Annotated in this window: 22 protein-coding genes and 1 pseudogene; 17 read left to right on the top strand and 6 right to left on the bottom strand. The window is 63.4% G+C overall.

The window, feature by feature from the left end; translation table 11 throughout:
* Window positions 1-825: 825 nt before the first annotated feature.
* The 4 genes from A9G05_RS12780 to A9G05_RS26585 all read right to left on the bottom strand — a co-directional run bounded on the left by A9G05_RS12780 (window position 826) and on the right by A9G05_RS26585 (window position 4,620).
* Window positions 826-1,293 carry a BRO family protein gene (locus tag A9G05_RS12780; protein WP_069561342.1) on the bottom strand — a complete coding sequence of 156 codons (468 nt, stop codon included), beginning with the start codon at window positions 1,291-1,293 and terminating at the stop codon, window positions 826-828.
* Window positions 1,294-1,660: 367 nt separating this feature from the next.
* On the bottom strand, window positions 1,661-3,436 hold the full coding sequence (locus tag A9G05_RS26595) for an AAA family ATPase (protein ID WP_256548391.1): 1,776 nt from the start codon (window positions 3,434-3,436) through the stop codon (window positions 1,661-1,663).
* A 121-nt stretch (window positions 3,437-3,557) separates the two neighbouring features.
* Window positions 3,558-4,013, bottom strand: a complete 456-nt coding sequence (locus A9G05_RS26590; protein ID WP_218187197.1) for an ABC-three component system middle component 5 — start codon at window positions 4,011-4,013, stop codon at window positions 3,558-3,560.
* Window positions 4,014-4,035: 22 nt separating this feature from the next.
* Window positions 4,036-4,620 (bottom strand): ABC-three component system protein, encoded by a 585-nt coding sequence (locus A9G05_RS26585; RefSeq protein WP_083272565.1) that lies wholly within the window; start codon window positions 4,618-4,620, stop codon window positions 4,036-4,038.
* Between the two features lie 747 nt (window positions 4,621-5,367).
* Here A9G05_RS26585 and A9G05_RS12775 point away from each other — a divergent pair.
* The 5 genes and pseudogenes from A9G05_RS12775 to pbpG all read left to right on the top strand — a co-directional run bounded on the left by A9G05_RS12775 (window position 5,368) and on the right by pbpG (window position 8,096).
* Window positions 5,368-5,790 (top strand): GNAT family N-acetyltransferase, encoded by a 423-nt coding sequence (locus A9G05_RS12775; RefSeq protein ID WP_083272564.1) that lies wholly within the window; start codon window positions 5,368-5,370, stop codon window positions 5,788-5,790.
* Window positions 5,791-5,888: 98 nt separating this feature from the next.
* Window positions 5,889-6,098, top strand: a pseudogene (locus A9G05_RS26580) (4-hydroxy-2-oxovalerate aldolase); the annotation flags it as partial.
* Window positions 6,099-6,275: 177 nt separating this feature from the next.
* Window positions 6,276-6,566, top strand: a complete 291-nt coding sequence (locus A9G05_RS12770) for a hypothetical protein (RefSeq protein WP_205895649.1) — start codon at window positions 6,276-6,278, stop codon at window positions 6,564-6,566.
* Window positions 6,567-6,692: 126 nt separating this feature from the next.
* Window positions 6,693-7,028: a hypothetical protein gene (locus A9G05_RS12765; RefSeq protein WP_069561341.1), complete on the top strand. Its 336-nt coding sequence runs from the start codon at window positions 6,693-6,695 to the stop codon at window positions 7,026-7,028.
* Window positions 7,029-7,163: 135 nt separating this feature from the next.
* On the top strand, window positions 7,164-8,096 hold the full coding sequence (pbpG, locus tag A9G05_RS12760) for a D-alanyl-D-alanine endopeptidase (protein WP_069561340.1): 933 nt from the start codon (window positions 7,164-7,166) through the stop codon (window positions 8,094-8,096).
* 1 nt (window position 8,097) lies between these two features.
* Here the strand turns inward: pbpG and A9G05_RS28110 are convergent, their stop codons facing one another.
* Window positions 8,098-8,223, bottom strand: a complete 126-nt coding sequence (locus A9G05_RS28110; RefSeq protein ID WP_256548389.1) for a hypothetical protein — start codon at window positions 8,221-8,223, stop codon at window positions 8,098-8,100.
* 176 nt (window positions 8,224-8,399) lie between these two features.
* On the opposite strand from A9G05_RS28110, the gene A9G05_RS12755 reads away from it, so the two are divergent.
* Complete coding sequence (locus tag A9G05_RS12755) at window positions 8,400-9,086, top strand: tellurite resistance TerB family protein (protein ID WP_069561339.1); 687 nt, start codon at window positions 8,400-8,402, stop codon at window positions 9,084-9,086.
* Here the strand turns inward: A9G05_RS12755 and A9G05_RS12750 are convergent.
* Entirely contained in the window at window positions 9,079-10,746 is a 1,668-nt protein-coding gene (locus tag A9G05_RS12750; RefSeq protein ID WP_069561338.1) for a diguanylate cyclase domain-containing protein, read from the bottom strand. The genes A9G05_RS12755 and A9G05_RS12750 overlap by 8 nt on opposite strands.
* A 167-nt stretch (window positions 10,747-10,913) precedes the next feature.
* On the opposite strand from A9G05_RS12750, the gene A9G05_RS12745 reads away from it, so the two are divergent.
* The 11 genes from A9G05_RS12745 to A9G05_RS12695 all read left to right on the top strand — a co-directional run bounded on the left by A9G05_RS12745 (window position 10,914) and on the right by A9G05_RS12695 (window position 22,684).
* Window positions 10,914-12,929, top strand: coding sequence for a VIT domain-containing protein (locus A9G05_RS12745; RefSeq protein ID WP_069561337.1), 2,016 nt, complete (start codon window positions 10,914-10,916; stop codon window positions 12,927-12,929).
* Window positions 12,926-14,257 (top strand): exosortase Q, encoded by a 1,332-nt coding sequence (gene xrtQ / locus A9G05_RS27940; protein ID WP_069561336.1) that lies wholly within the window; start codon window positions 12,926-12,928, stop codon window positions 14,255-14,257. Before A9G05_RS12745 ends, xrtQ begins: the two co-directional genes overlap by 4 nt.
* An 89-nt stretch (window positions 14,258-14,346) precedes the next feature.
* A protein-coding gene (prfB, locus tag A9G05_RS27240; RefSeq protein WP_139131145.1) for a peptide chain release factor 2 occupies window positions 14,347-15,442 on the top strand; the annotation gives its coding sequence in 2 pieces (ribosomal slippage) (window positions 14,347-14,418 and window positions 14,420-15,442; 1,095 coding nt in all).
* A 123-nt stretch (window positions 15,443-15,565) separates the two neighbouring features.
* On the top strand, window positions 15,566-17,071 hold the full coding sequence (gene lysS / locus A9G05_RS12730; protein ID WP_069561335.1) for a lysine--tRNA ligase: 1,506 nt from the start codon (window positions 15,566-15,568) through the stop codon (window positions 17,069-17,071).
* 412 nt (window positions 17,072-17,483) lie between these two features.
* Entirely contained in the window at window positions 17,484-18,233 is a 750-nt protein-coding gene (locus tag A9G05_RS12725; RefSeq protein WP_371850561.1) for a TetR/AcrR family transcriptional regulator, read from the top strand.
* A gap of 67 nt (window positions 18,234-18,300) precedes the next feature.
* The gene (locus A9G05_RS12720; protein WP_069561333.1) at window positions 18,301-18,855 is read left to right on the top strand and encodes a hypothetical protein; all 555 of its coding nucleotides are present in this window, start codon (window positions 18,301-18,303) and stop codon (window positions 18,853-18,855) included.
* Between the two features lie 2 nt (window positions 18,856-18,857).
* Entirely contained in the window at window positions 18,858-20,147 is a 1,290-nt protein-coding gene (locus tag A9G05_RS12715; protein WP_069561332.1) for a flavohemoglobin expression-modulating QEGLA motif protein, read from the top strand.
* 86 nt (window positions 20,148-20,233) lie between these two features.
* Window positions 20,234-20,980: a TIGR00266 family protein gene (locus A9G05_RS12710; RefSeq protein WP_069561331.1), complete on the top strand. Its 747-nt coding sequence runs from the start codon at window positions 20,234-20,236 to the stop codon at window positions 20,978-20,980.
* Window positions 20,977-21,855 carry an alpha/beta hydrolase gene (locus A9G05_RS12705; protein WP_069561330.1) on the top strand — a complete coding sequence of 293 codons (879 nt, stop codon included), beginning with the start codon at window positions 20,977-20,979 and terminating at the stop codon, window positions 21,853-21,855. The genes A9G05_RS12710 and A9G05_RS12705 overlap by 4 nt, the downstream gene beginning before the upstream one ends.
* Entirely contained in the window at window positions 21,852-22,175 is a 324-nt protein-coding gene (locus A9G05_RS12700; RefSeq protein ID WP_069561329.1) for a hypothetical protein, read from the top strand. The genes A9G05_RS12705 and A9G05_RS12700 overlap by 4 nt, the downstream gene beginning before the upstream one ends.
* An 8-nt stretch (window positions 22,176-22,183) precedes the next feature.
* Window positions 22,184-22,684, top strand: a complete 501-nt coding sequence (locus A9G05_RS12695) for an O-acetyl-ADP-ribose deacetylase (RefSeq protein WP_069561328.1) — start codon at window positions 22,184-22,186, stop codon at window positions 22,682-22,684.
* The last annotated feature ends 14 nt before the right edge of the window (window positions 22,685-22,698 follow it).

Genomic DNA, 22,698 nt, shown 5'->3' with positions numbered 1-22,698 from the left:
AGACGCTGATACCGGAAACAGATTCAGGTAATCAGGCAAAAACCATATCAGATGACCCCGCAGCACCCCCTGGCCCTTGAAACCCGTGGTTCCTGGCCGCGCGCGCGAAGGCCCTGCATGGATCGCGGCAATAGGTCGCAGTGCAGATGATCGGACGGCGCGCCTCAGACACAGATGCTCCACCGCAGGCACCCCGTGGGAACGAATTCATTCGCGAAAGCCCCCCCGCACGCCCCACCCGGCATACACCTGTAGGGGCGATTTCAATCGCCCAAGGGCAGCCCTGTTGCCCAAAGGCCCTTCCCGACACCAAGCGGGGCGTAGGGTGGACCGCGCTCCATCGGTCCACCCTGCGGGGCCACGGCAAACGCCATGGGTGGATGGAAAGAGCGCCATCCCCCCTACGCCTGACCGCAGGCAGCACCCCGTGGGAGCGAATTCATTCGCGAAAAACCTCCCGCTCGACCCATCCGGCATACACCTGTAGGGGCGATTTCAATCGCCCAAAGGCAACCCCGTTGCCCCAAAAAGGCCCCTCCCGACACCAAGCGGGGCGTAGGGTGGACCGCGCTCCATCGGTCCACCCTGCGGGGCCACGGCGAACGCCATGGGTGGATGGAAAGAGCGCCATCCCCCCTACGCCTGACCGCAGGCAGCACCCCGTGGGAGCGAATTCATTCGCGAAAGCCCCCCGCACGCCCCACCCGGCATACACCTGTAGGGGCGATTTCAATCGCCCAAGGGCAACCCCGTTGCCCCAAAAAGGCCCCTCCCGATACCGAAAGGGGCCAAGCCCAGGTCAGCGACCGGCAGCCGGGGTACCGGTCATGCCGTCACCTCCGGCTCGCCGGCCATGAAGGACGGCAAATCCCGCCAGGCCACCCACAGCTCCCCTTGCCAGCGCACCACCCCCAGCCGACGCCCGCCGTAGTTCAACACCTCACGGCAGGGCGCCGCGTCCGGCGTGCGGTGGTGGTCATGCAGCGTCGGCACCAGCACCTCGTTCAGCCAGCGGCCCACCTCGCCGTGCTTCGGCTGGCCGAACTGGAACAGCGCCCGGTAGGCACCGATATCGCTGATCACCACCACCTCTTCGTGGAAGTCATCGCTGTAGCCCAGGCAGAGCGTTTGCTGCTCGTGAGGCTCCAGGGCCGGGAGCAGGGGCGCGGCATCGGTCAGGCCGATCAACTGCGCGAAGTCATGGGCAACGAACCAGGGCTGGTTGTCGACCATCACCGCGCGCAGGCGTTGGTGGTGGTGATAGAAAACGAAAGGGGTGAAAGCCTTGTTCATGGCGAATAGTCCTTTGCTGAGTTCATCAGCTGCCACCATTCGCTGTCATTCGAAGGGTGGCAGATCGCGCAGGGTTGACAGACCGGGCAAAGGAGCCGGCAGACCCGAGGGTCTCCCCACGCGATCTGCCATAGAGCTATGCAGTTGGAAAACTGCATGCGAGCAAGAGCCTGCAAGAAACGCTCGCCGTTTCTCGCATGCACCTTGCGGCGCAATCGCGCCTTTGCATCGGGCTGTCAAACCCGGCCACGGGATTTACCGTGGCTCGGGGAGGATAGGGAGGAGGGACTTTGATGGCAAGGGAGGGCGGGGAGTCTTAAGTGGATTTATCCCGCTCTTCGAAATCCTCTCGAAAGGAATTTCAGGCTCAGTTGCGAATATCCAGAGATCGAGAGTCTGGCGTGAAATACCTTGACACTACTAAATCACTATCTTCGATCTCAGGTGTTACTTCGGATGTGGCAAAAATTAATTGGAAGGGGTGTTCATAAGTTGAGCACTCTTCAACAATAATTTTCTGAAGGTTATGGCTTCTGTTTTTCTCCATGCCTCCATCATCAATTCCGTCCAACATCATGAAGCGTGGTAGTCGCATATATTCTAGCTCCATGCTGGTAGTTAGAAGTGCTAGGTGAAATATATGTCTGAGTACTACGGCAGAGCTTTCAGAGAAGTTCCTTGATCCATTTACGTAAACAGAGTTCTCTTCAAAGTCATATCGAATTGATTCGGCATTTATGAACTCAACTTGAAGTGGTAAGTCAAGCTTGAGGAGTCGAATCATATTCTTTTCTACAGTTTTAGCAACTTCGTTTTTTCGGCTCTCTTGAGTTATTTCAAGAGCTTCGATTTTGTTTTTTAGATTGCTTAATTCTGTCTGTAATGCATCGCGTTGTTTTTGAAGGCTTATAATTACTGATGCGAGCTTTTGTTTCTCGTAAGCACGGTTTATTTCCTCGTCTAAGGCGCCAAGCTCTCGACCTGTTTGTTCTAATGCAATTTCGATGTTGCTTGACCAAGTAGAGGATATGCTTTTGTACTCTTTCTCTAGTTTTTTTACTTCTTGAATCGCCAGCGGTAGTTCTTGGTTGATTCTTGCTATTTCATCCTCTTTGGATTTGAGAAGCAGTGAGGATTCCTTGATTTGTATGGCAAGTTCATTCCGCATTCTTAAAATTTGAGCACCATTCTCGTTTTCGAGACTGGATTTACAAAGGTGACATATATGCTCGTTTTCATTCGGAACAATTTCTGTAAGGCAGCCTGGACAGAATTGGAATGACAGTTTTCCTAGGTATTCGCGCGTTGCTTTAGACTCATCAAGACTTTGCATTCTTGATTGTAATTCACTGACAAATAATCTGGAGTCAAGTATCTCTAGCTCTACCTTTGCTAAGCCATCTCGCAGAACTGACTCATATTGCTTTGCCGAGTTCAATCGTTTACGCAACCCTTCAACTACCTTGCTAGCCTCGTTTTCCTCTTTGCGGGAAAGATCTCTTCCAGATTTTAGGCTCTCAAGATGTTCAAAAAGTCGCGCTCGTTTATCCTCTAGTTCCTGGATTAAATTATCTGCATCAATGATATCAGGTGCTTGGCCTGATTTTCCAAGCACATTAAAAATGCCTCGGAGTTCAGATATTTTTTTCTCGAGTTCTTTTTCTATATCTCGTGCTTTTAGTTGTGAATTGTATAGTTCATCAATATAAACGCCGCATAGATATCCGCCAATGGTTTCCCTGGTCAGTGCGCTGTCAAAAGCATCTATCCGGAATATTGGGCTATGTACAGATGGTTGGTCAGCATATAAAACTCTAAGCAGTTGATGCATTGTGAGGTTAGATGCACCAGAGCCTTGTGCTTGAGGCATACCTAAAGAGGCGAAAAGCGTCTGAGTAAAGCTTGTTTTTTGTTCGGAACGCTTGAACGGATATCTCTCCCAGTCACTCGGGCCGGCAGAAATGGCGTTTTCGATTTTTCCCCAATAGAAAGAAATTGGGCGCATAGATTGATCGCTTATTTCGCGCATCAGTGTTACAGGTAACCCGTTGAGCTCAACTTCGACCATGGTAGAGGAACAAGATAGAGCTTGGGGCTTCCAGCGGATGTTTTCGGCGCCTAGAGAGTAGGCTAGTAAATCCATTATTGTTGTTTTGCCAGAGCTGTTCCTGCCGCGTATTACGTTAACTCCATTGTGGAACGTGCAGTCGAAGGCAGTGTGCCCACTTTTTTTTACAACTAATCTGTTGGTCCTTAGTGTCGGCTCAAGGAGTGTCATATCTATGCTCTAGCAGTTCCGTGCGATGTTTGAGTCCATTTATTCCTCTAAGAGGCACCTTGGACAAAGATTTAATGACAAACTCAATCGTTTCTGATTGGGTTTCTAGATAGGACTTGATTTGCTGGGAGATTAGCTCGGGAATTTGGACTTTGCTACGCTTTCTAGCAATTCCGCGCTCGTAGAGTTCTATGTCAATAAGGCCTGAGGCCGCTATATTTCGTAATGCGGATAGTTGAATTTCTGACATGTCTCTAAAGACATGCTTTGCGTTTATTGGGTTGCGGTAGATATTGGATGCGGCTTTGCCTATTTTTCTACCATGGGAAATATCATTTGGAAGTCTTATGTTGCTAATTTCGGAAGGGAATACCAGATAGAAATCACAGAGCCTTAACATGTCTAGCTCTACTTCTGGTAGTGAATCAATTAGTGCAAGCATGCGAAAGACACAATGGTATGCATCAAACGCCGGGTGATAGATTAGCATCTTTATCCCACCGAATGTGGCAATTCCCAGCCAAGAAGAACAATAGTCCGAGTAAATCCTTTACAGTGAATTCGAGGAAGTTTTCGCCTAGCATTGATTTTATGGTTTGAAGTGCTTCGTTGATTTTTGCATCAACTGCATGTCGTTCTCCATTGCTTTCAATTACGGGTGTAACTGTAAGGACGTAGATTGTATGCAGTTCATCAAGTAAGATGGTGAAGATGCGTTGTGCACTTCTTGATGATTGATATTTCATTAGCATTTTTACTGCGGACTCCTTTTCGCGCATCGCAAAATGAAGCATGTCTAGTCGTCCGCTATCTCTCAGTTTTGCCTCAAGCCCTCTTACATCTCCATCTGTGGGGATGGACATGTAATGCGCAAGCTTTTGAGAGAATGAATTATTTGAAGGTTCTCCAATGCCATCTATTTTGAGTTTGGCATAGAGTAAAGCCAGCTCTTCCAATGTAGGAGAGGAGTAATAGTTGTTAGTTGTTTTGAATATGTCTCTGGCGGCATTGTCGCCTTGGACTATATTGCCTGACTGGCTGGTAAACAATTCTGATTACCTATTCTTATGAATGTCACCGCCAGCCATATCACCACCCACATGGTTGCCCTTCTGAGAGGTGAGTGTGTTTCTTGAGTTCTTAGTGGAGCGTTGGCTTATAATTATTTTGAGAGCCCAGCCAGAGCCTAGGCCTGTGATAAATGCGGCTATATGAGTTAGATACTCCATTATCGAATTCCTAGCTGTTTTTTAAGTTCTAAGTCGAGATCGCGCTACGAAGGATAGCGCTTGGCTATCATGACGTAAATAGTCGGTTGCCAGCCCTCACTCTAAGGGCTGGCACACCTTAAGTCCGTGTCGCGAGGCGTGCTTGATACTGGTAAGTGCTTGTCTCCAGTAGTCGATTAGTGATCATCTCTGGAGCTCAGTTGCAGTACAGCTCAGCAAGCCAGCACGGGCTGTTAAGCTCGCACCAAAGTTTGTTGCTCTGCTGAAAAATCCTTTACTAGTGTCGTTCTGATTGAGTTCGATCAAACTCCCTCCCGCGCCTTTACACCGTCGTCCATCCGACGGTTACCCCTCCCATAACCTTCCAGTCTGCCGCTCAGCCCGGCGATCACTACAAAGAAGTCCCATGGAGTTCGCGTTCAGTGATGAGCAGTAGATGATCCGCGCGTTCTCCGAGAGCGTTAGCAGAAGGGCTGCCTGCCCATCGACAGTTTCTGTCTATGCACGACGAACATCTGGCTTACTAGCCACGCCTCTGCCCCTTCCCACCCAACCACGGTGACGCCATTGACTGCCTATTCCTGCCTGCTCGAAACCCCTTCCGTCCCGGTCTACCAGGCGCTGCGCACGGGCTCCGGCCTCAGCGGCAAGACCGATGAAGCAGCGGTGCGCGGGCTGCCCAATACGCTCTTCGCAGTGCAGATTCTTCATCAATCGCAACCCGTGGGAATGGGGCGGGTGATCGGTGATGGCGGGTGCTTTTTCCAGGTCGTCGACATTGCCGTGCTCAAGGCGCACCAGGGCAAGGGGCTGGGCAAACGCATCATGGGCGAGATCCTGAAGTACATCGAAACCCATGTGCCGGAGAGCGGCTATGTCAGCCTCATCGCCGATGGCCAGGCGCAGGACCTCTACGCGCAGTTCGGCTTCGTGCAGACCGCGCCGCGTTCGGTGGGCATGGCCTACCGGCGACCGGAGTTGAAGCGCTGACCGGCGTTACAGCGCTCCAGCCCAAGGTGATCCCTCAGTCAGCTGTTCTGCCAGGTCATTTTCGGCGTTCCGGAAGCGCCATCAACACAGCCGGCAAACGACTCGGTCGCTCCCCGCTGACCCTGGGCTATGCCGGCGTGTACAGCTCGTTCCTGCTGTTCGCCAAGCGCGCCGAGCATAAGTACGGCATTCAGGCCCGCGAGCTGCTGGTGGAGCTGGGCCGACGCGGCACCGTGGGCGGGCAGGAAGACATGATCGAGGACCTGGCCCTGACCCTCTCCCGTCAACGCGGCGTACTCCCCACCTGACGTAGCCCGGGCTTCAGCCCGGGAAGGGCGGTTCGAACACCGCCCTATCTCCGCCGTTCGCTGAGACCTTTCATATCGTCTGCCGATCGATTCTCCCTTCCATGCCTGCCATGTACACAAGGCTCGTGCCTTCGTAATCTCTGGGCTGCTTTTGTGGGGCGATCCGAAGGAGCCGATATGACAAGCATCAAGCTGCCCAGCGGTCGCTCGTGGGATCCAGGCATCGATCCATATGCCTATCAGCGTGCGACGGAGGGTAACCGGGAGCTGATCGAGCGAAGCGACACGTGTGGATGCATCGGCTGTGGAGAAATCTTTGCGCCATCCGAGATCGTGAAATGGTGGGACGGCGGCGAAACGGCCTGTTGTCCTCACTGCTGCATGACCAGCGTGGTCGTGGGATCGGCGTCTGGCCTGCCTATTGATGAGGAGTTTTTATCTATGGCAGGGGGGCATGTGGTGTATTAAGTCGCGCTCCGACCAACACCCTTTTCCCACCACTGATCCGAAACTCATCCCAGCCCCGAACCCAAGCCCTGGAGCGGTTGCCCAACGGACGTATCATCGGCATCCATCCCTCAGCGAGGTACGGCCATGAAGCTCTTCCGTTGTGCGCTGCTGGCCCTGGTGGCGAGCGGTGCGATCCCCGCGCTGGCCGCCGAACCGAGCGGGCAGCAGACCATCCGCGTCATCCCCAAGACCTACGTCAGCCCCGGCGCCAGCGGCAGTGTGGACACCTACGAGCGCAGCGGGCGCTACAACGTCTACGGCGGGCAGCCCGTGCCCCAGGGCACCACGCGCTACAGCACCGGGAGCGGCAGCCAGGTGATCCAGCAGCAGGGCGGGATTCGCCAGAGCACGGAGTACCCCAACGGGGTGATCATCGAGCGGACGCCGGGGCAGGGGAGTTACCAGTACCAGCAGCGCTGACGGAGGCGCTTGCGAGCTGAGAGTTTTCTTTCAGAAAGCGATGAAAGTGGCTGAAGGAATTGACCTTCAGGGATCTATAATGTGCGTCAGTTCGCACAGGCGATCTTCATCCCACTCTTCATCCGGTAGCCTCCCGTGAAAATCCGAACCGCTCTGCTCAAGGCTCTGTTCTTCTGCACCAGCCTGGCCGTCGCCGCCCCCCTCGAAGCCCAGGCGGCCGCCCCGGTCCGTGACCCCGCCCAACTGCAGCTCGCCTCCGGCAGCGCCATGCTGGTTGACCTCGCCACCGGCAAGCTGATCTACGCCAACAACCCCGACCTGGTGGTGCCCATCGCCTCGGTGACCAAGCTGATGACCGCCCTGGTGGTGCTCGAAGCCAAGCAGCCGCTGGACGAGGTCATCAGCATCGACATCAGCCAGACCAGGGAAATGAAGGGCGTCTATTCGCGGGTGCGCGTGGGCAGCCTGGTGAGCCGTCGCGACGTGCTGCTGATGGCGCTGATGTCTTCCGAGAACCGCGCGGCGGCGAGCCTTGCCCACCACTACCCGGGCGGCTACGGCGCCTTCATCGCGGCGATGAACGCCAAGGCCCGCGCCCTGGGCATGAAGCACACCCGCTACGTGGAGCCCACCGGCCTGTCGCTGAACAACGTCTCCACCGCCCGCGACCTGGTCCAGTTGCTGCTGGAAAGCCGCAAGTACCCGCTGCTGAGCCAGATGAGCACCACCAAGGAAAAGACCATCACCTTCGTCAAGCCGCGCTACAGCCTGGGCTTCAGCAACACCAACCACCTGACCCGCAAGAGCGACTGGGACATCGAGCTGACCAAGACCGGCTTCACCGACGAGGCCGGTCACTGCCTGGTGATGCGCACCCGCATGGGCAACCAGCGGGTCGCCATGGTGCTGCTGGACGCCTTCGGCAAGTACACCCACTTCGCCGATGCCACGCGCATGCGCCGCTGGGTCGAGACCGGCAAGGGCGGCCCCATCCCCGAGGCGGCCAAGGCCTATCGCCAGCAGAAGGACGCGGCCCGTCGCCAGCAGATGGTCGCCTCGCCCAACTGAGTCAGGCGCGCCAGTCCTCTTCGCTACGGTCTTCCTTCAGGCCGTAGCGAATGTACAGCCGCACACCCAGGTGCAGGCCCACGGCCAACAGCACCCATCCCCACCCGCCCAGCGACAACCCTTCCATGACGGCCTCCTGACGAAACGGCCTACAGCCTAGCCGGTAGGCGTCGGCAGGGCTACGCGGCACGGGACCGGTGATGGCGGTTTCGGGACGCAATATCTCGAAGCAATCCCCCAGCGCGGCACGCGGAAGACTGGCGGTAGAGTGCGCCCCATCGTCCATTGCGACCTGGAGGCCCCATGAACACCCGTGGATTGCTCGACCAATTGCTCAAGTCCGGCCAGGACCTGCTGCAGAAGAAGGCCGGCGGCAAACCGTCCGGCATCGGCGGCGGCCAGCTCGGCAGCCTGCTCGGTGGCGCGGGCGGTGGTGCCCTGGCTGCCGGCGCGCTGGGCCTGCTGCTGGGCAACAAGAGCGCGCGCAAGCTCGGCGGCAAGGCGCTGACCTACGGCGGGCTCGCCGCTCTGGGTGTGCTGGCCTACAAGGCCTACAGCAACTGGCAGGCCAACCAGCCCACCGCGCCCCAGGGCGAGCCTCGCACCCTCGACCGCCTGCCGGCGCCCCAGGCCGAGCAGCACAGCCAGGCCATCCTCAAGGCCCTGGTGGCGGCGGCCAAGGCCGACGGCCATGTGGACGCCCGCGAGCGCCAACTGATCGAGAGCGAACTGGCCCGCCTGACCGACGACCCCAGCCTGCGTGGCTGGCTGGAAACGGAACTGAACAAGCCGCTGGACCCGGCCGAAGTGGCCCGTGCGGCCACCACCCCGGAGATGGCGGCCGAGATGTACCTGGCCAGCGTGCTGATGGTGGACGAGGAGCACTTCATGGAGCGCGCCTACCTGGACGAACTGGCGCGGCAGATGCGCCTGGAGCCGGGGCTCAAGGCAGAACTGGAAGCCCAGGTGCGGGACGCCCAGGTCAGTTGATATCGGGGCCTGCGGCGATGTGCACCGCTTCGTCTTCGTCATGCAGGAAGGCCCGGTTGCGGCCTTCCCGCTTGGCCCGGTAGAGCGCCTGGTCGGCGCGTTCCATCACCTCTTCCAGGCGTTCCCCGTCACGGGGCCACAGGGCCCCGCCGATGCTGCAGCCGATGCCCAGGGTGCGCCCTTCCAGCAGCATCGGCTCACCCAGCACCTGCAGCGCCCGCTGGGCGACCCGGCTGATGTGGCTCAGGCCGTCGTCCTGCTGCAGCTGCAGCACCATCAGGAACTCATCCCCGCCCAGGCGCGCCACCAGGTCCCCGTCCCGCAGGCAGCCGCGCATCCGCTGGGCGGCCTCGCGCAGCACCAGGTCGCCGACGGCGTGGCCGTGGGTGTCGTTGATCGGTTTGAACCCATCCAGGTCCAGGTAGAGCAGCCCCAGTGCGCCGCCGGCCACGTGGCAGCGTTGCTGCAATCGGGGCAGGTGCTTCTCCAGTGCGGCGCGGTTCGGCAGGCCGGTGAGCGGGTCGTGGTGGGCCTTGTTCTCCAGCAGGCCGAGGGTGAGCTGCTGCTGGGTGAGGCTCTCCACCAGGTGGGCGATGGATTTGCTCAGTGTGCGGATTTCCCGGGTGCCGGTGCCGGAGGGGATGACGGCGATTTCCCCGGCGCTGAGACGGTCCGCTGCGTCGGCGATGTGCTGCAGCGGGCGCGTCACCCGGGCTGCCAGCAGCCAGCCGAGAGCGGCGAAGAAGATCGCCAGCGCGCCGCCCCAGAGGTAGATCTCCCGTTGCAGCGCGTGGGCGGGGGCGAAGGCTTCCTCTTCGGCCTGGCGGGTGACCACGATCCAGCCGAGGCCGGGGTAGTCGCGGTAACCGTGGCTGGGGGCGAAGCCGGTGAGGTAGCGGCGGCCGTCCGGCCAGCGCTGCACGCTCCAGAAGCTCTTGCGCGCGTCGATGCTGGCCAGGGCCGGCAGCTCCAGCTTCTGGCCGATGGCCTCTGCCGGGCCCAGCAGCACGTTGTGGCCGCTGCTGAGGATGAAGAACTCCACCCGGCGGTGCGCCTGCATGGGTTCGATCAGCGCGCGGCGCACCTCGTCGGCCCAGGACCAGGACAGGTGCGAGGCGAGCACGCCGACGGTGCGCCCGTCCGGCCCCTTCACCGGCAGGGCGATGTCGACGAACTTCATGGCCTCCCCGGTGGGGTTGGGCAGCAGCTTGGCCAGCAGCACGGCCTCATGCACGTCACCGATGAAGCGGCCCTGGATGCCGCGCTGGTAGACCGGCCGCTGGGCGATGTTGGCGCCTTCCAGCACGCCGTTGCTGGAGGCCATCACCCGGCCGGCGGGGTCGGTGAAGCCGATCCAGGCGATCTCCGGCAGCTCGTGCTGCAGGCTGTCCAGCAGGGCGCGGACCTGGTGGATGTCCTTGGGCTGGCGCAACGCCTTCAGTTCGCTGATGACCTGCAGCAGGCGGGCGCGGTTGTCCATGTCGCGGTCCAGGCGGTCGACCATCTGGAACGACAGCTCCGCCAGGCCCTGGCCGAATTCCTCGCCCATGCGCTCGACCGAGCGCTGGCCGATCAGCGTGCCGAGCAGCCAGCTCAGGGCACACACCAGCAGGGCGACGGACAGGGCGATGCGGCTACGCAGGCTGTGGGGGCGACGCATGGGGGAGGATCTCCGGGCGAAGACTGCAAGCGAGCCGGCCGTTAAAGGATAGTCCGCTCCGCCTGGGGCCGGCGGCATAAAACCACAGAAACCCCACACACCCTGCACGAAGCCTTCACAGGCGCGGGCGAGGCTGGGCGTCCGATACACGCAAGGAGCCACGCCCCATGTCCCGCCCTGTCCCCCTCCCGCGCCGCCGCTGGTGGAGCCTGTTGTTGTTGCTGGTGCCGATGACCCTCCTGGCCGACGCGGCGCAGCCCGTCCCGGAAGGGCCCTATTTCGTGGTGGAGAACGCCGAGCCCGGCGTCGACGGCCTGCCGCTCAAGGCCACCGAGGTGAAGGCGCGGGTGCTGGGGGTGATTGCCGACGTCAGCGTCACCCAGCACTACCGCAACGAAGGCAACCGGGCGCTGGAGGCGCGCTACGTGTTTCCCGGTTCGACCCAGGCGGCGGTGCACGGCATGACCGTGCGCATCGGCCAGCGGGTGATCGAGGCGCGCATCGAAGAGAAGGGCAAGGCCCGCGAGGACTACGAGGCGGCCAAGGTGGCCGGGCAGACCGCGGCCCTGCTGGAGCAGCAGCGCAGCAACGTGTTCGAGATGAATGTCGCCAACATCCTCCCTGGCGATGTGGTGGACGTGGAGCTGCGCTACACCGAGCTGCTGGTCCCCCGCGATGGGGTCTATTCCTTCGTCTTCCCCACCGTGGTCGGCCCGCGCTACACCGGCCGGCCGGGGGGCGCCGTCGAACCCTGGACGGCCACCGCACACCTGCCGGAAGGTGAGCCTGGAACCGCCGGGTTCAGCCTGGACGTGGACCTGCAGGCCCCGGCGGACATCGCCGAGCTGGCCTCGCCCAGCCACCGCATCCTGCGCCAGGGGCAGAGCGCCCGGCATGTGCGGGTGAGTCTGGACCCGGCCGGTGGCACGGCGGCCAACCGTGACTTCGTGCTGGACTACCGCCTGGGTGGCGAAGGCTTCCAGAGCGGGGTGCTGCTCAGCGAGGGGCCCGAGGAGAACTTCTTCCTGGCCATGGTGGCGCCGCCCCGGCGCGTGCCCAGCGAGGCGGTGGTGCCCCGTGAATACGTGTTCGTGGTGGACATCTCCGGCTCCATGCACGGCTTCCCCCTGGACACCGCCAAGCACCTGCTGCGTCGGCTGATCGGCGGCCTGCGCCCGCAGGACCGCTTCAACGTGCTGTTGTTCTCCGGCAGTGCCAGCCTGCTGGCGCCGCAGTCGATCCCCGCCGATGCCGAGCACATCCAGCAGGCCCTGGGGCTGCTGGACACCCAGATGGGCAGTGGCGGCACCGAGTTGCTGCCGGCCCTGCAGAACGCCCTGGCGATGCCGGCGGAGGCGGGGCGCTCGCGCTCCTTCATCGTCGTCACCGATGGCTTCGTGGACGTGGAAAGCGAGGCCTATGCGCTGGTGCGCGGCAACCTGGGCAAGGCCAACCTGTTCGCTTTCGGCATCGGCAGCTCGGTGAACCGCGAGCTGATCGAGGGCCTGGCCCGCGCTGGCCAGGGCGAACCCTTCGTGGTGCTGGACGCCGCGCAGGCCGATGCTCAGGCCGAGCGCCTGCAGCGGATGATCGAGTCGCCGGTGCTGGTGCGCCCGAAGCTGACCTTCGACGGGCTGGACACCTATGACGTGGAGCCCCTGGAGCTGCCGGACCTGTTCGCCGAGCGGCCGCTGGTGGTGTTCGGCAAGTGGCGCGGCGAGCGCCGGGGCTTCCTCCGCGCACAGGGCCTGACCAGCCGGGGCACCTGGCATGCCGAGGCACCGCTGCTGGCCGAGCAGGCCGTGGAGGGCGGCGCCCTGGCGCACATCTGGGCCCGCCAGCGCATCGCCTCGCTGCTGGACCAGGAGGCCATCGAAGGCGGCTACGCCTACAACTACAGCCAGCAGATCCTCGACCTTGGCCTCAAGTACAGCCTGCTGACGCCCTACACCTCCTTCGTCGCGGTGGATGAGCAGGTGCGCAACCCGGCGCCGCAGGATGCGGCGGAAGTCGACCAGCCGCTGCCCCTGCCCCAGGGCGTCAGCGCCCAGGCCGTGGGCGGCAGCGTCAGCGTCAGCGGGCCGATGGTGCCGGGCACGCCGGAGCCGGCGACCTGGGCCCTGCTGCTGGTGGGCCTGCTGGGCCTGGGATGGGCATTGCGCCGTCAGCGGGGCCAGGCGTGACCCGCGCGCTGCCCGCCTGGGCCTGGCTGGCCCTGCCGACCCTGGCGCTGTGGCCGGTGTGGCGCTGGGCCGCCGCCCGCATGGGCGATGGCTCGGACGACCCCTGGGGCGCGGTGGCGCTGGTGGTGCTGTTGGCCTGCCTGTGGCGTGACCGCCACGCGCTGCTGGCGGCGCCGCGCCTGCCCGGTCTGCTCGCTTCCCTGGGGCTGACGGCAGCCGCGCTGCTGGTGCCGGGCGTGCCGGCCCTGGGGCGCGGGTTGCTGGCCGTGCTGGCGGTGCTGGTGATGGCCTTCGCCCTGCGTCGGCCAGGCCAGCCGCTGCTGGCCTGGCTGGGGCTGGGGGTGCTGGCGCTGCCGATCCTGGCGTCGCTGCAGTTCTTCATCGGCTACCCGCTGCGGGTGATCACCGCCGAGGCCAGCCTCTGGGCCTTGCGCGGGCTGGGCTTCGCCGTCACGCGCCAGGGCAGTGCACTGGAGGTGGGCGGCCAGCTGGTGATGGTCGACGCGCCCTGTTCCGGCGTGCAGATGGCCTGGGCCGCCTACTTCGTGGCCTTCACCGCTGCCGCCTGGCTGCGGGTGGCGGATGCCCGGCTGCTGCGCCGGCTGCCCTGGCTCAGCCTGCTGATCCTCGGGGCCAATGCGCTGCGCAATACGTTGCTGGTGCTGCAGGAGGCCGGGCACTGGCAGGGGCCGGCCTGGCTCCATGAGGGCATCGGGCTGGCGGTGTTCGCCGCGCTCTGCGGGCTGGTGCTGCGTCTGGTGGTGGGGTTGCCGGCCCAGCCGGCGAGCCGGGCGGATGGCCTGCCCGGCGCAGCTCGTCCGTGGCCCTGGGGCGCGCTCTTCGTCGGCCTGGCGGCGTACAGCCTGGTGCTGGGCGCGGGCGGGGAGGGCGCGCGCCCGGCCGCTTTCGTCGAGTGGCCGAGCACCTTCGAGGGGCAAACGTTGCGCCCGCTGGCGCTGACGGCGGTGGAGCGGCGCTTCGCCGAGGACTTCCCCGGTCGGCTGGCGCGCTTCGCCGCCGGCCCGCGCACCCTGGTGCTGCGCCAGGTGCAGGTGCCGACCCGCAAGCTGCACCCGGCGGCGGACTGCTACCGCGCCCTGGGCTTTCGCATCAGCGCCATCGCCCTGCACCGCCGGGCCAGTGGCGAGGGCCTGCAGCGCTGCTTCCTGGCCAGTGCCGCCTCCGGCCGGCTGCGGGTGTGCGAATACATCGAGGACGCCGCCGGACGGAGCTTCAGCGACACTTCCGCCTGGTACTGGTCGGCCCTGGCCGGCACCTCCCCGGGGCCCTGGCGGGCGGTCACCGTGGCCGAGGCGGCGGGCCGGTAAACGGTGGTCGGCGCAGGCTGCCCGAGGCGAAACGACTCGGGTATACTCGCCCGCTTTTCCGAAAGTTTTGCCAGTGAGAGCTTCCCTCCATGGAAATCAACCCGATCCTGAACAGCATCAAGGACCTCTCCGAACGTACCCAGGCCATTCGGGGGTATCTTTGACTACGATCAGAAGCATGATCGTCTCGTCGAAGTAAACCGCGAACTCGAAGACCCCAACGTCTGGAACAACCCCGAATACGCCCAGAACCTGGGCCGCGAACGCGCCATGCTGGCGCAGGTGGTCGAGACCCTCGACGAACTCACCAGCGGCCTGGCCGACTCCAGCGACCTGCTGGACATGGCGGTCGAGGAGAACGACGAAGGCGCCGTGAACGACGTCGCCACCGAAGTCGAGCGCCTGCGCGAGATCCTCGAGAAACTGGAGTTCCGCCGCATGTTCAGCGGCGAGATGGACCCCAACAACGCCTACCTGGACATCCAGGCCGGTTCCGGCGGCACCGAGGCCCAGGACTGGGCCAACATGCTGCTGCGCATGTACCTGCGCTGGGCCGACAAGAACGGTTTCGCCGCCGAGATCGTCGAACTGTCCGAAGGCGAAGTCGCCGGCATCAAGGGCGCCACCGTGCACATCAAGGGCGAATACGCCTTCGGTTGGCTGCGCACCGAGATCGGCGTGCACCGCCTGGTGCGCAAGAGCCCGTTCGACTCCGGCAACCGTCGTCACACCTCGTTCACCGCGGTGTTCGTCTCCCCGGAGATCGACGACAACATCGAGATCGAGATCAACCCGTCCGACCTGCGCATCGACACCTACCGCTCCTCCGGTGCCGGTGGCCAGCACGTGAACACCACCGACTCCGCGGTGCGGATCACCCACGTGCCCACCAACACCGTGGTGGCGTGCCAGAACGAACGCTCCCAGCACGCCAACAAGGACACCGCCATGAAGATGCTGCGGGCCAAGTTGTACGAGCTGGAGATGCAGAAGCGCAACGCCGCCTCCCAGGCCCTGGAGGACACCAAGTCCGACATCGGCTGGGGGCACCAGATCCGCTCCTACGTCCTCGACCAGTCGCGGATCAAGGACCTGCGCACCGGCGTCGAGCGCAGCGACTGCGACAAGGTGCTGGATGGGGATCTGAACGAGTACCTCGAGGCCAGCCTCAAGCAAGGGCTGTAACGCCGCCGCGCCCGGCCAGCCCGCCTCAAGCAGCGGCTGGCCTGCGCCCGCCAGGCTTTGCTGCCGCTGTTATGCAATCCGTTTCCACAGGCAAGAGCGCCTAATCAGGAACCACCGAAGACCATGAGCGACCAACAACCCGACCAGCACGAACTGCAACAGGAAGAGAACAAGCTGATCGCCCAGCGCAAGGAAAAGCTTGCTGCCGTGCGCGAAGCCAAGGCCATCGCCTTCCCGAACGACTTCCGCCGCGACGCCTACTTCGCGGACCTGCAGAAACAGTACGCGGACAAGACCAAGGAAGAGCTGGAAGCTGCAGCCATCCCGGTCAAGGTCGCCGGTCGCATCATGCTCAACCGCGGCTCCTTCATCGTCCTGCAGGACAGCAGCGCTCGCCTGCAGGTCTACGTGAACCGCAAGACCCTGCCGGAAGAGACCCTGGCCGAGATCAAGACCTGGGACCTGGGCGACATCATCGGCGCCGAAGGCACCCTGGCCCGTTCCGGCAAGGGCGACCTGTACGTCGACATGACCAGCGTGCGCCTGCTGACCAAGTCCCTGCGCCCGCTGCCGGACAAGCACCACGGCCTGACCGACACCGAGCAGCGCTACCGCCAGCGCTACGTCGACCTGATCGTCAACGAGGAAACCCGCCACACCTTCCGCGTGCGCTCCCAGGTCATCGCCCACATCCGCCGCTTCCTCAGCGAGCGCGGTTTCCTCGAAGTGGAAACCCCGATGCTGCAGACCATCCCCGGCGGCGCGGCGGCCAAGCCTTTCGAAACGCACCACAACGCCCTGGACATGCCGATGTTCCTGCGCATCGCCCCGGAGCTGTACCTCAAGCGCCTGGTGGTCGGTGGCTTCGAGAAGGTCTTCGAGATCAACCGCAACTTCCGTAACGAAGGCGTCTCGACCCGGCACAACCCCGAGTTCACCATGCTCGAGTTCTACCAGGCCTACGCCGACTACGAAGACAACATGGACCTGACCGAGGAGCTGTTCCGCGAGCTGGCCCAGGCCGTGCTCGGCAGCACCGACGTGCCCTACGGCGACAAGGTCTTCCACTTTGGCGAGCCCTTCGCCCGCCTGTCGGTGTTCGACGCCATCCTCAAGTACAACCCGGACATCACCGCCGCCGACCTCAACGACGTCGAGAAGGCCCGCGCCATCGCCAAGAAGGCCGGCGCCAAGGTCCTCGGCCACGAAGGCCTGGGCAAGCTGCAGGTGATGATTTTCGAGGAGCTGGTGGAGAGCAAGCTGGAGCAGCCGCACTTCATCACCCAGTACCCCTTCGAAGTCTCCCCGCTGGCCCGCCGCAACGACCAGGACCCGAGCGTCACCGACCGCTTCGAGCTGTTCATCGGTGGCCGCGAGATCGCCAACGCCTACTCCGAGCTGAACGACGCTGAAGACCAGGCCGAGCGCTTCATGCTGCAGGTCAAGGAGAAGGACGCCGGTGACGACGAGGCGATGCACTACGACGCCGACTTCGTCAATGCGCTGGAATACGGCATGCCGCCCACCGCCGGCGAGGGCATCGGCATCGACCGCCTGGTGATGCTGCTGACCAACTCCCCGTCGATCCGCGACGTGATCCTGTTCCCCCACATGCGGCCCCAGGCCTGAGTGGGATGAGAGAGCCGCCTTCGGGCGGCTTTTTTGTGGCTGCGTTCTGAATGGGATCAACGGGAGGCAAGCTGATTGACGAGCGCTGCTGGCGACGACTGCGCTCGGCCTCCTGAAGGGGCCTTTGTCCCCGCGCCAACATCCGTCTCAGGAACAGCTTCAAGGTGCGCACCAGATTCGCTTTTCCAAGCGCCGCGACAGCGTCGCGCGCGGCCCCGTCCATAACAGAGGATGGAAGCGCTATGCCTTCTGGAGCTTTTCCAAGCCTGCCCACTTTCCCGTGTATGGCTCTGGATTGCGCGCTGCTCCACACGGCACGACGGGCGGTGTGCCCCGGCCGGGTCTCATCACGTCGAGTACGCAAGTTCTTACCTTGTGGCAGTTGAATCGACCGCTGATTGGTCGAAACTGTCTGACATCCACGTACGCAGCCGAAGGTTCCCGCATCTTGCCCCAGCCGTCCCGTCGTGATAGTGCCGCCCAGGCGGCCAGCGCCCTCGCCGAAAGTGTCCAGTACCAGGGCCGCAAGGCCAGTCGCCACGGCAGCGAGCAGCGCCGCCAGGCCATTCTCGATGCCGCCATGCGCATCATCGTTCGTGACGGCGTGCGGGCCGTGCGCCACCGGGCCGTGGCCGCCGAGGCGGATGTGCCGCTGTCGGCCACCACCTATTACTTCAAGGACATCAACGACCTCATCACCGACACCTTCGCCCAGTTCGTCGAGCGCAGTGCCGAGGCCATGGCTGCGTTCTGGAGCAGCGTCGAAGGGGACCTGCAGGACATGGCCGCCGCCGTGGAGCAGGGCGGTGAGCCTCGCCGGGAGGTGACCGAGCGCATTGTCGAGCTGGCCATCGACTACGTGCGCCGCCAGTTGCTGGAGAACCGCACCCAACTGCTCGCCGAGCAGGCGTTTCGCCAGGAGGCGCTGATCAATGAAGGGTTGCGTGTGCTCGCCGAGGCCCATCGCGGCATCCTTTCCCAGGGGGCTGAGCATTTCTTCCAGGCCCTGGGCACCGAGGAACCCGTCGAAGACGCCAAGGTGTTGACGGCCATCATTCTGCAGATGGAATATCAGGGCCTTGTCGGCGGTGTGGATAAGCTCGACATCAATGAAATGCGAGCCGTGCTGAGGCGCTACCTCCATCTGGTGATGGACCTCTAGCGCGATGGCGCCGAACCCCGCTCCAGGCATCCGCCTCGCGGGGTTTTTAATGAACAAGGAGAAGACGATGAACCCCTGGCGCGTGCTGGTCGCACTGTCCTTCCTGCTGCTGGGAGGCTGCCTGGTCACCCTCCGGGAGCCGATCCCCGCCCACGAGCCGGCCCCCATGCCGCTGCTGGGGGACTGGACGCGCAAGGACGAATGGGGCGAGCGCGCCTACCTGGAGATCAGTCGCTCCGGCTCCAACCTCTACCGTGCCCGCACCTACGAGGGCGGCAAGGACAACCTCGACAGCCTGCATGAGTACGGCTTCACCGTCGCCCACCACGGCCGCCGCTGGTACCTCTCCGCCGGGTTGCCGAAGCAGTGGGGTGCCAACTTCGCCGTGGCCGGCTTCGAGCTGACCGCCGACAACGAGCTGGTGGTCTACAACCTCGACGTGGAGCGCCTGCGCCAGGAAGTGGAGCGCGGCACCTTCAAGGGGGCGGCGGTGGAGATGCCCGAGGGAGACGGCGTACTGCTGGACGTGCCTTGGGCCACCCTGCAGGCCTGGCTGGACGACCCGGCCAACTCCGACGTGTTCATCGAGGCGGCGCGCTACCAGCGGGCCGGGGCGGAATGACCATGAGCCGGCGCAAGGTCCCCGACGACTACCAGAACACCGTCCGCAGCCTGTCCGACCGTATCGTCCTGGCGCAGACGCCGATCCGTGTGCTGGATGCCATCAAGTGGGACGACAGCGTTCGCCAGGGCTTCCTCAAGCACAAGGGCAAGGCCATGCCCGAGGTGGACCGTGCCTACTACGAGAGCCGGCCGCTGGCCTTCGAGCCGGTGGCCAAGAAGCTCGAATTCCAGAACATCGAGCGCGACATCACCCGCCAGCTCGGCCAGTTCAACCCGGTGGGGCAGATCATGCGGCGCATGTGCAAGGAGTACCGGATGGTCATCCGCATGCTCGAAGCACGCGGCACGCCGGACTTCGGCCTGATCTCCCAGGAGCTTTACGGTGCCGCTTCCGACGCCTTCCACGCCGGTGACCCGACCCTGTCCGACCTGGGGCTGATGCTTTCGGACTACCTGAACAAGATCGACGACCGTGGCGACCTGAAGGACGAGCCCAAGACCCTCACCGCCAAGGACGCCGTCGGCCTGCTGCAGAGCCGCCTCTCGGCAGTGTTCGGCGACGAGACCATTCGCGTGCTGGAGTCCGACGGCATCGTCGCCGACGCAGCGGCCGGCGCCGACTACATCAAGATCCGCAGCGACGCGCTGTTCAATGAGCGGGATGTGCGCGCGCTGGAAGTCCACGAAGGGTTGGTGCACGTCGGCACCACCCTCAATGGCCAGAACCAGCCGGTATGCACCTTCCTCGCCAAGGGGCCGCCGTCCTCCACCGTGACCCAGGAAGGCCTGGCGATCCTCATGGAGGTGATCGCCTTCGCCTCTTATCCCACGCGCCTGCGCAAGCTCACCAACCGTACCCGCGCCATCCACATGGCGGAGGAGGGCGCGGACTTCCTCGAGGTCTACCAGTTCTACCGCGAGCAGGGTTATGGCATGGGCGAGAGCTACGGCAGCGCCAGCCGCGTGTTCCGGGGCTCGTCGCCGGACGGGCTGCCCTTCACCAAGGACCTGTCCTACCTGAAGGGCTTCATCATGATCTACAACTACATCCAGCTCGCCGTGCGCAAGGGCAAGCTGGAGCAGATCCCGCTGCTGTTCTGCGGCAAGACCACCCTGGAAGACATGCGCACCCTGCGCCAGTTGGTGGACGAGGGCCTGGTGGTACCGCCGAAGTACCTGCCGCCGCAGTTCCGCGACCTCAACGCGCTGTCCGCGTGGATGTGCTTCTCCAACTTCCTCAACCACCTGAGCCTGGACCGCATCGAGGCGGACTACGCCAATATCCTCTGATGCTGCGGCGCTCGGTCCCGAGGTGTCGAACCACGGCCTGACCGGCGCTCGCGATTGATCCCCAGTCACCTCCAAGGGAGCCCTGCATGGCCAGCCACCAGCTCGAATACGACATCCTCGGCGCCTCGGCGCAGACCGTGGAGATCATCCTCGACCCCGGTGAAACGGTGATCGCCGAGGCCGGCGCCATGAACTACATGACCGAAGGCATCCGCTTCGAAGCCCGCATGGGCGACGGCAGTGCCAACGGCCTGCTCGGCAAGCTGTGGGGCGCCGGCAAGCGCATGCTCACTGGCGAGTCGCTGTTCATGACCCACTTCACCAACGAAGGTCAGGGCAAGCAGCGCGTCGGTTTCGCCGCGCCCTACCCGGGCACCGTGGTGCCGGTGGACCTGGCTCAGGTCGGCGGCCAACTGATCTGCCAGAAGGACGCCTTCCTCTGCGCCGCCCACGGCACGCGCATCGGCATCGCCTTCAACAAGCGCCTGGGGGCGGGATTCTTCGGCGGTGAAGGCTTCATCCTGCAGAAGCTGGAGGGCGATGGACTGGCCTTCGTGCATGCCGGCGGCACGGTGATCCGCAAGGAGTTGAACAACGAGACCCTGCGCCTGGACACCGGCTGCCTGGTGGCCTTCACCCAGGGCATCGATTACGACATCGGGCTGGCCGGCGGACTGAAGAGCATGCTCTTCGGTGGCGAGGGCATCCTCCTGGCCACCCTGCGCGGCACCGGTACGGTGTGGATTCAGAGCCTGCCCTTCTCGCGGCTGGCCGAGCGCATCTATGAAGCCACCTACAAGGCGCGCGAGGAAACCCGCGCCGGCGGCAAGTGAGGCGCCTCGTCCCGCTGCTGCTCCTGCTGCTGCAGGGCTGCAGCGGGCTGCTGTTCTACCCCGAGCGCGAGCTGCCGTTCACCCCCGAGCGGGTTGGCTTGGCCTACCGCGACGTGCAACTGGTGACCGACGATGGCCTGCGCCTGCACGGCTGGTGGCTGCCGGTGGCGCCGGGCAAAGCGGTCAAGGGCACCGTACTGCACCTGCACGGCAACGGCGGCAACCTCGCCAGCCATCTTGGCGGCAGTTGGTGGCTGCCCGAGCAGGGCTACCAGGTGCTGATGCTGGACTATCGCGGCTACGGCCACTCCGAAGGCAAGCCGGCCCTGCCGGATGTGTTCCTCGACCTGGACGCCGCCTTCGACTGGCTCGACCGTGCGCCCGAAGCCCAGGGCCAGCCGCGCATCGTCCTCGGGCAGAGCCTGGGCGGCGCCCTGGCGCTGCGCTACCTGGCCGAGCACCCCGAGCGCCGGGCCGGCGTCCGGGCGCTGGTATTGGACGGCGTGCCGGCCAGCTACCGTGACGTGGCTCAATTCACCCTCGGCAACGCCTGGTTAACCTGGCCGCTGCAGGTGCCGCTGTCCTGGCTGGTGCCGGATGGCGACAGCGCAATCGGCGCCATCGGCCGCCTGCAGGGGCTGCCGATGCTGATCTACCAGAGCATCGACGATCCGGTGGTGCCCCTTTCCAATGGCGTGCGCTTGTATCAAGCTGCGCCCCCGCCACGGGTGTTCCAGCCGACCCGGGGCGGCCATGTGCAGACCTTTGCCGACCCCACCTGGCGCGAAGTGATGCTGCGTTACCTCGACGACCCCAAGGGGTTCGTCGGGTTGCGACGGCTGGCTGAAGTCCCGAATACAGAGAGTCCCCAATGAGCGAACGCAACCCCATTCCGCTGATCCTCACCGGCGTCGGCACCATCATCGGCACCGTGATGGTCCTCTGGTACTACGGCTACCTGCACTTCGCCAAACCCGAGGATGCATTGCTGCTGTCCGACTTCACCATGCTCAAGACCATCCCCGGCGAGGACTACAAGGTCTCGCTGCAGCCGGCCAACCAGGTCGCGCAGTGCATCGATGGCGTGCTGGTGCTGTTCGACACCCAGCAGAAGGGCCTGACCGGCGTGCTGGTGAACAACAAGAAGCAGGCCGTGCGCTGCATGGGCCAGGAAACCCCGCAGGAAATCCGCTGAGACCGCTGATGAAAATCACCGTCTGGCAGGGTGACATCACCACCCTCGATGTGGACGCCATCGTCAACGCCGCCAACTCCTCCCTGCTGGGCGGGGGTGGCGTCGATGGTGCGATCCACCGTGCGGCGGGGCCGGAGCTGGTGGCCCGCTGCCGGATCATCGGTGGTTGCCCCACGGGCGAGGCGCGCATCACACCGGGCTACCGCCTGCCGGCGCGCTTCGTGATCCACACCGTCGGGCCGGTCTGGCGCGGCGGTGATCAGGGCGAGCCCGAACTGCTCGTCCGCTGTTACCGCAACAGCCTGGCGCTGGCCGAGGCGCAAGGGCTGGCGCGCATCGCCTTCCCGGCCATCAGTTGCGGCATCTACGGCTACCCGTTGGAGGCCGCCGCCGCCGTGGCCGTCCACGAACTGCGCCAAGCGCGCCCCGCCGGCAGCAGCCTGGACGAGGTGCTGCTGGTGGCTTTCGCCGACGACATGGCCCGCGTCTACCGCAACGCCCTCGCCTGATCTGGCGGCTTTTG

Source organism: Pseudomonas sp. ENNP23, assembly GCF_001728945.1.
Classification (GTDB): Bacteria; Pseudomonadota; Gammaproteobacteria; order Pseudomonadales; family Pseudomonadaceae; genus Metapseudomonas; species Metapseudomonas otitidis.
The sequence above is the reverse complement of the archived record's forward strand: the minus strand, read 5'-3'. Positions and strand labels throughout refer to the sequence as shown.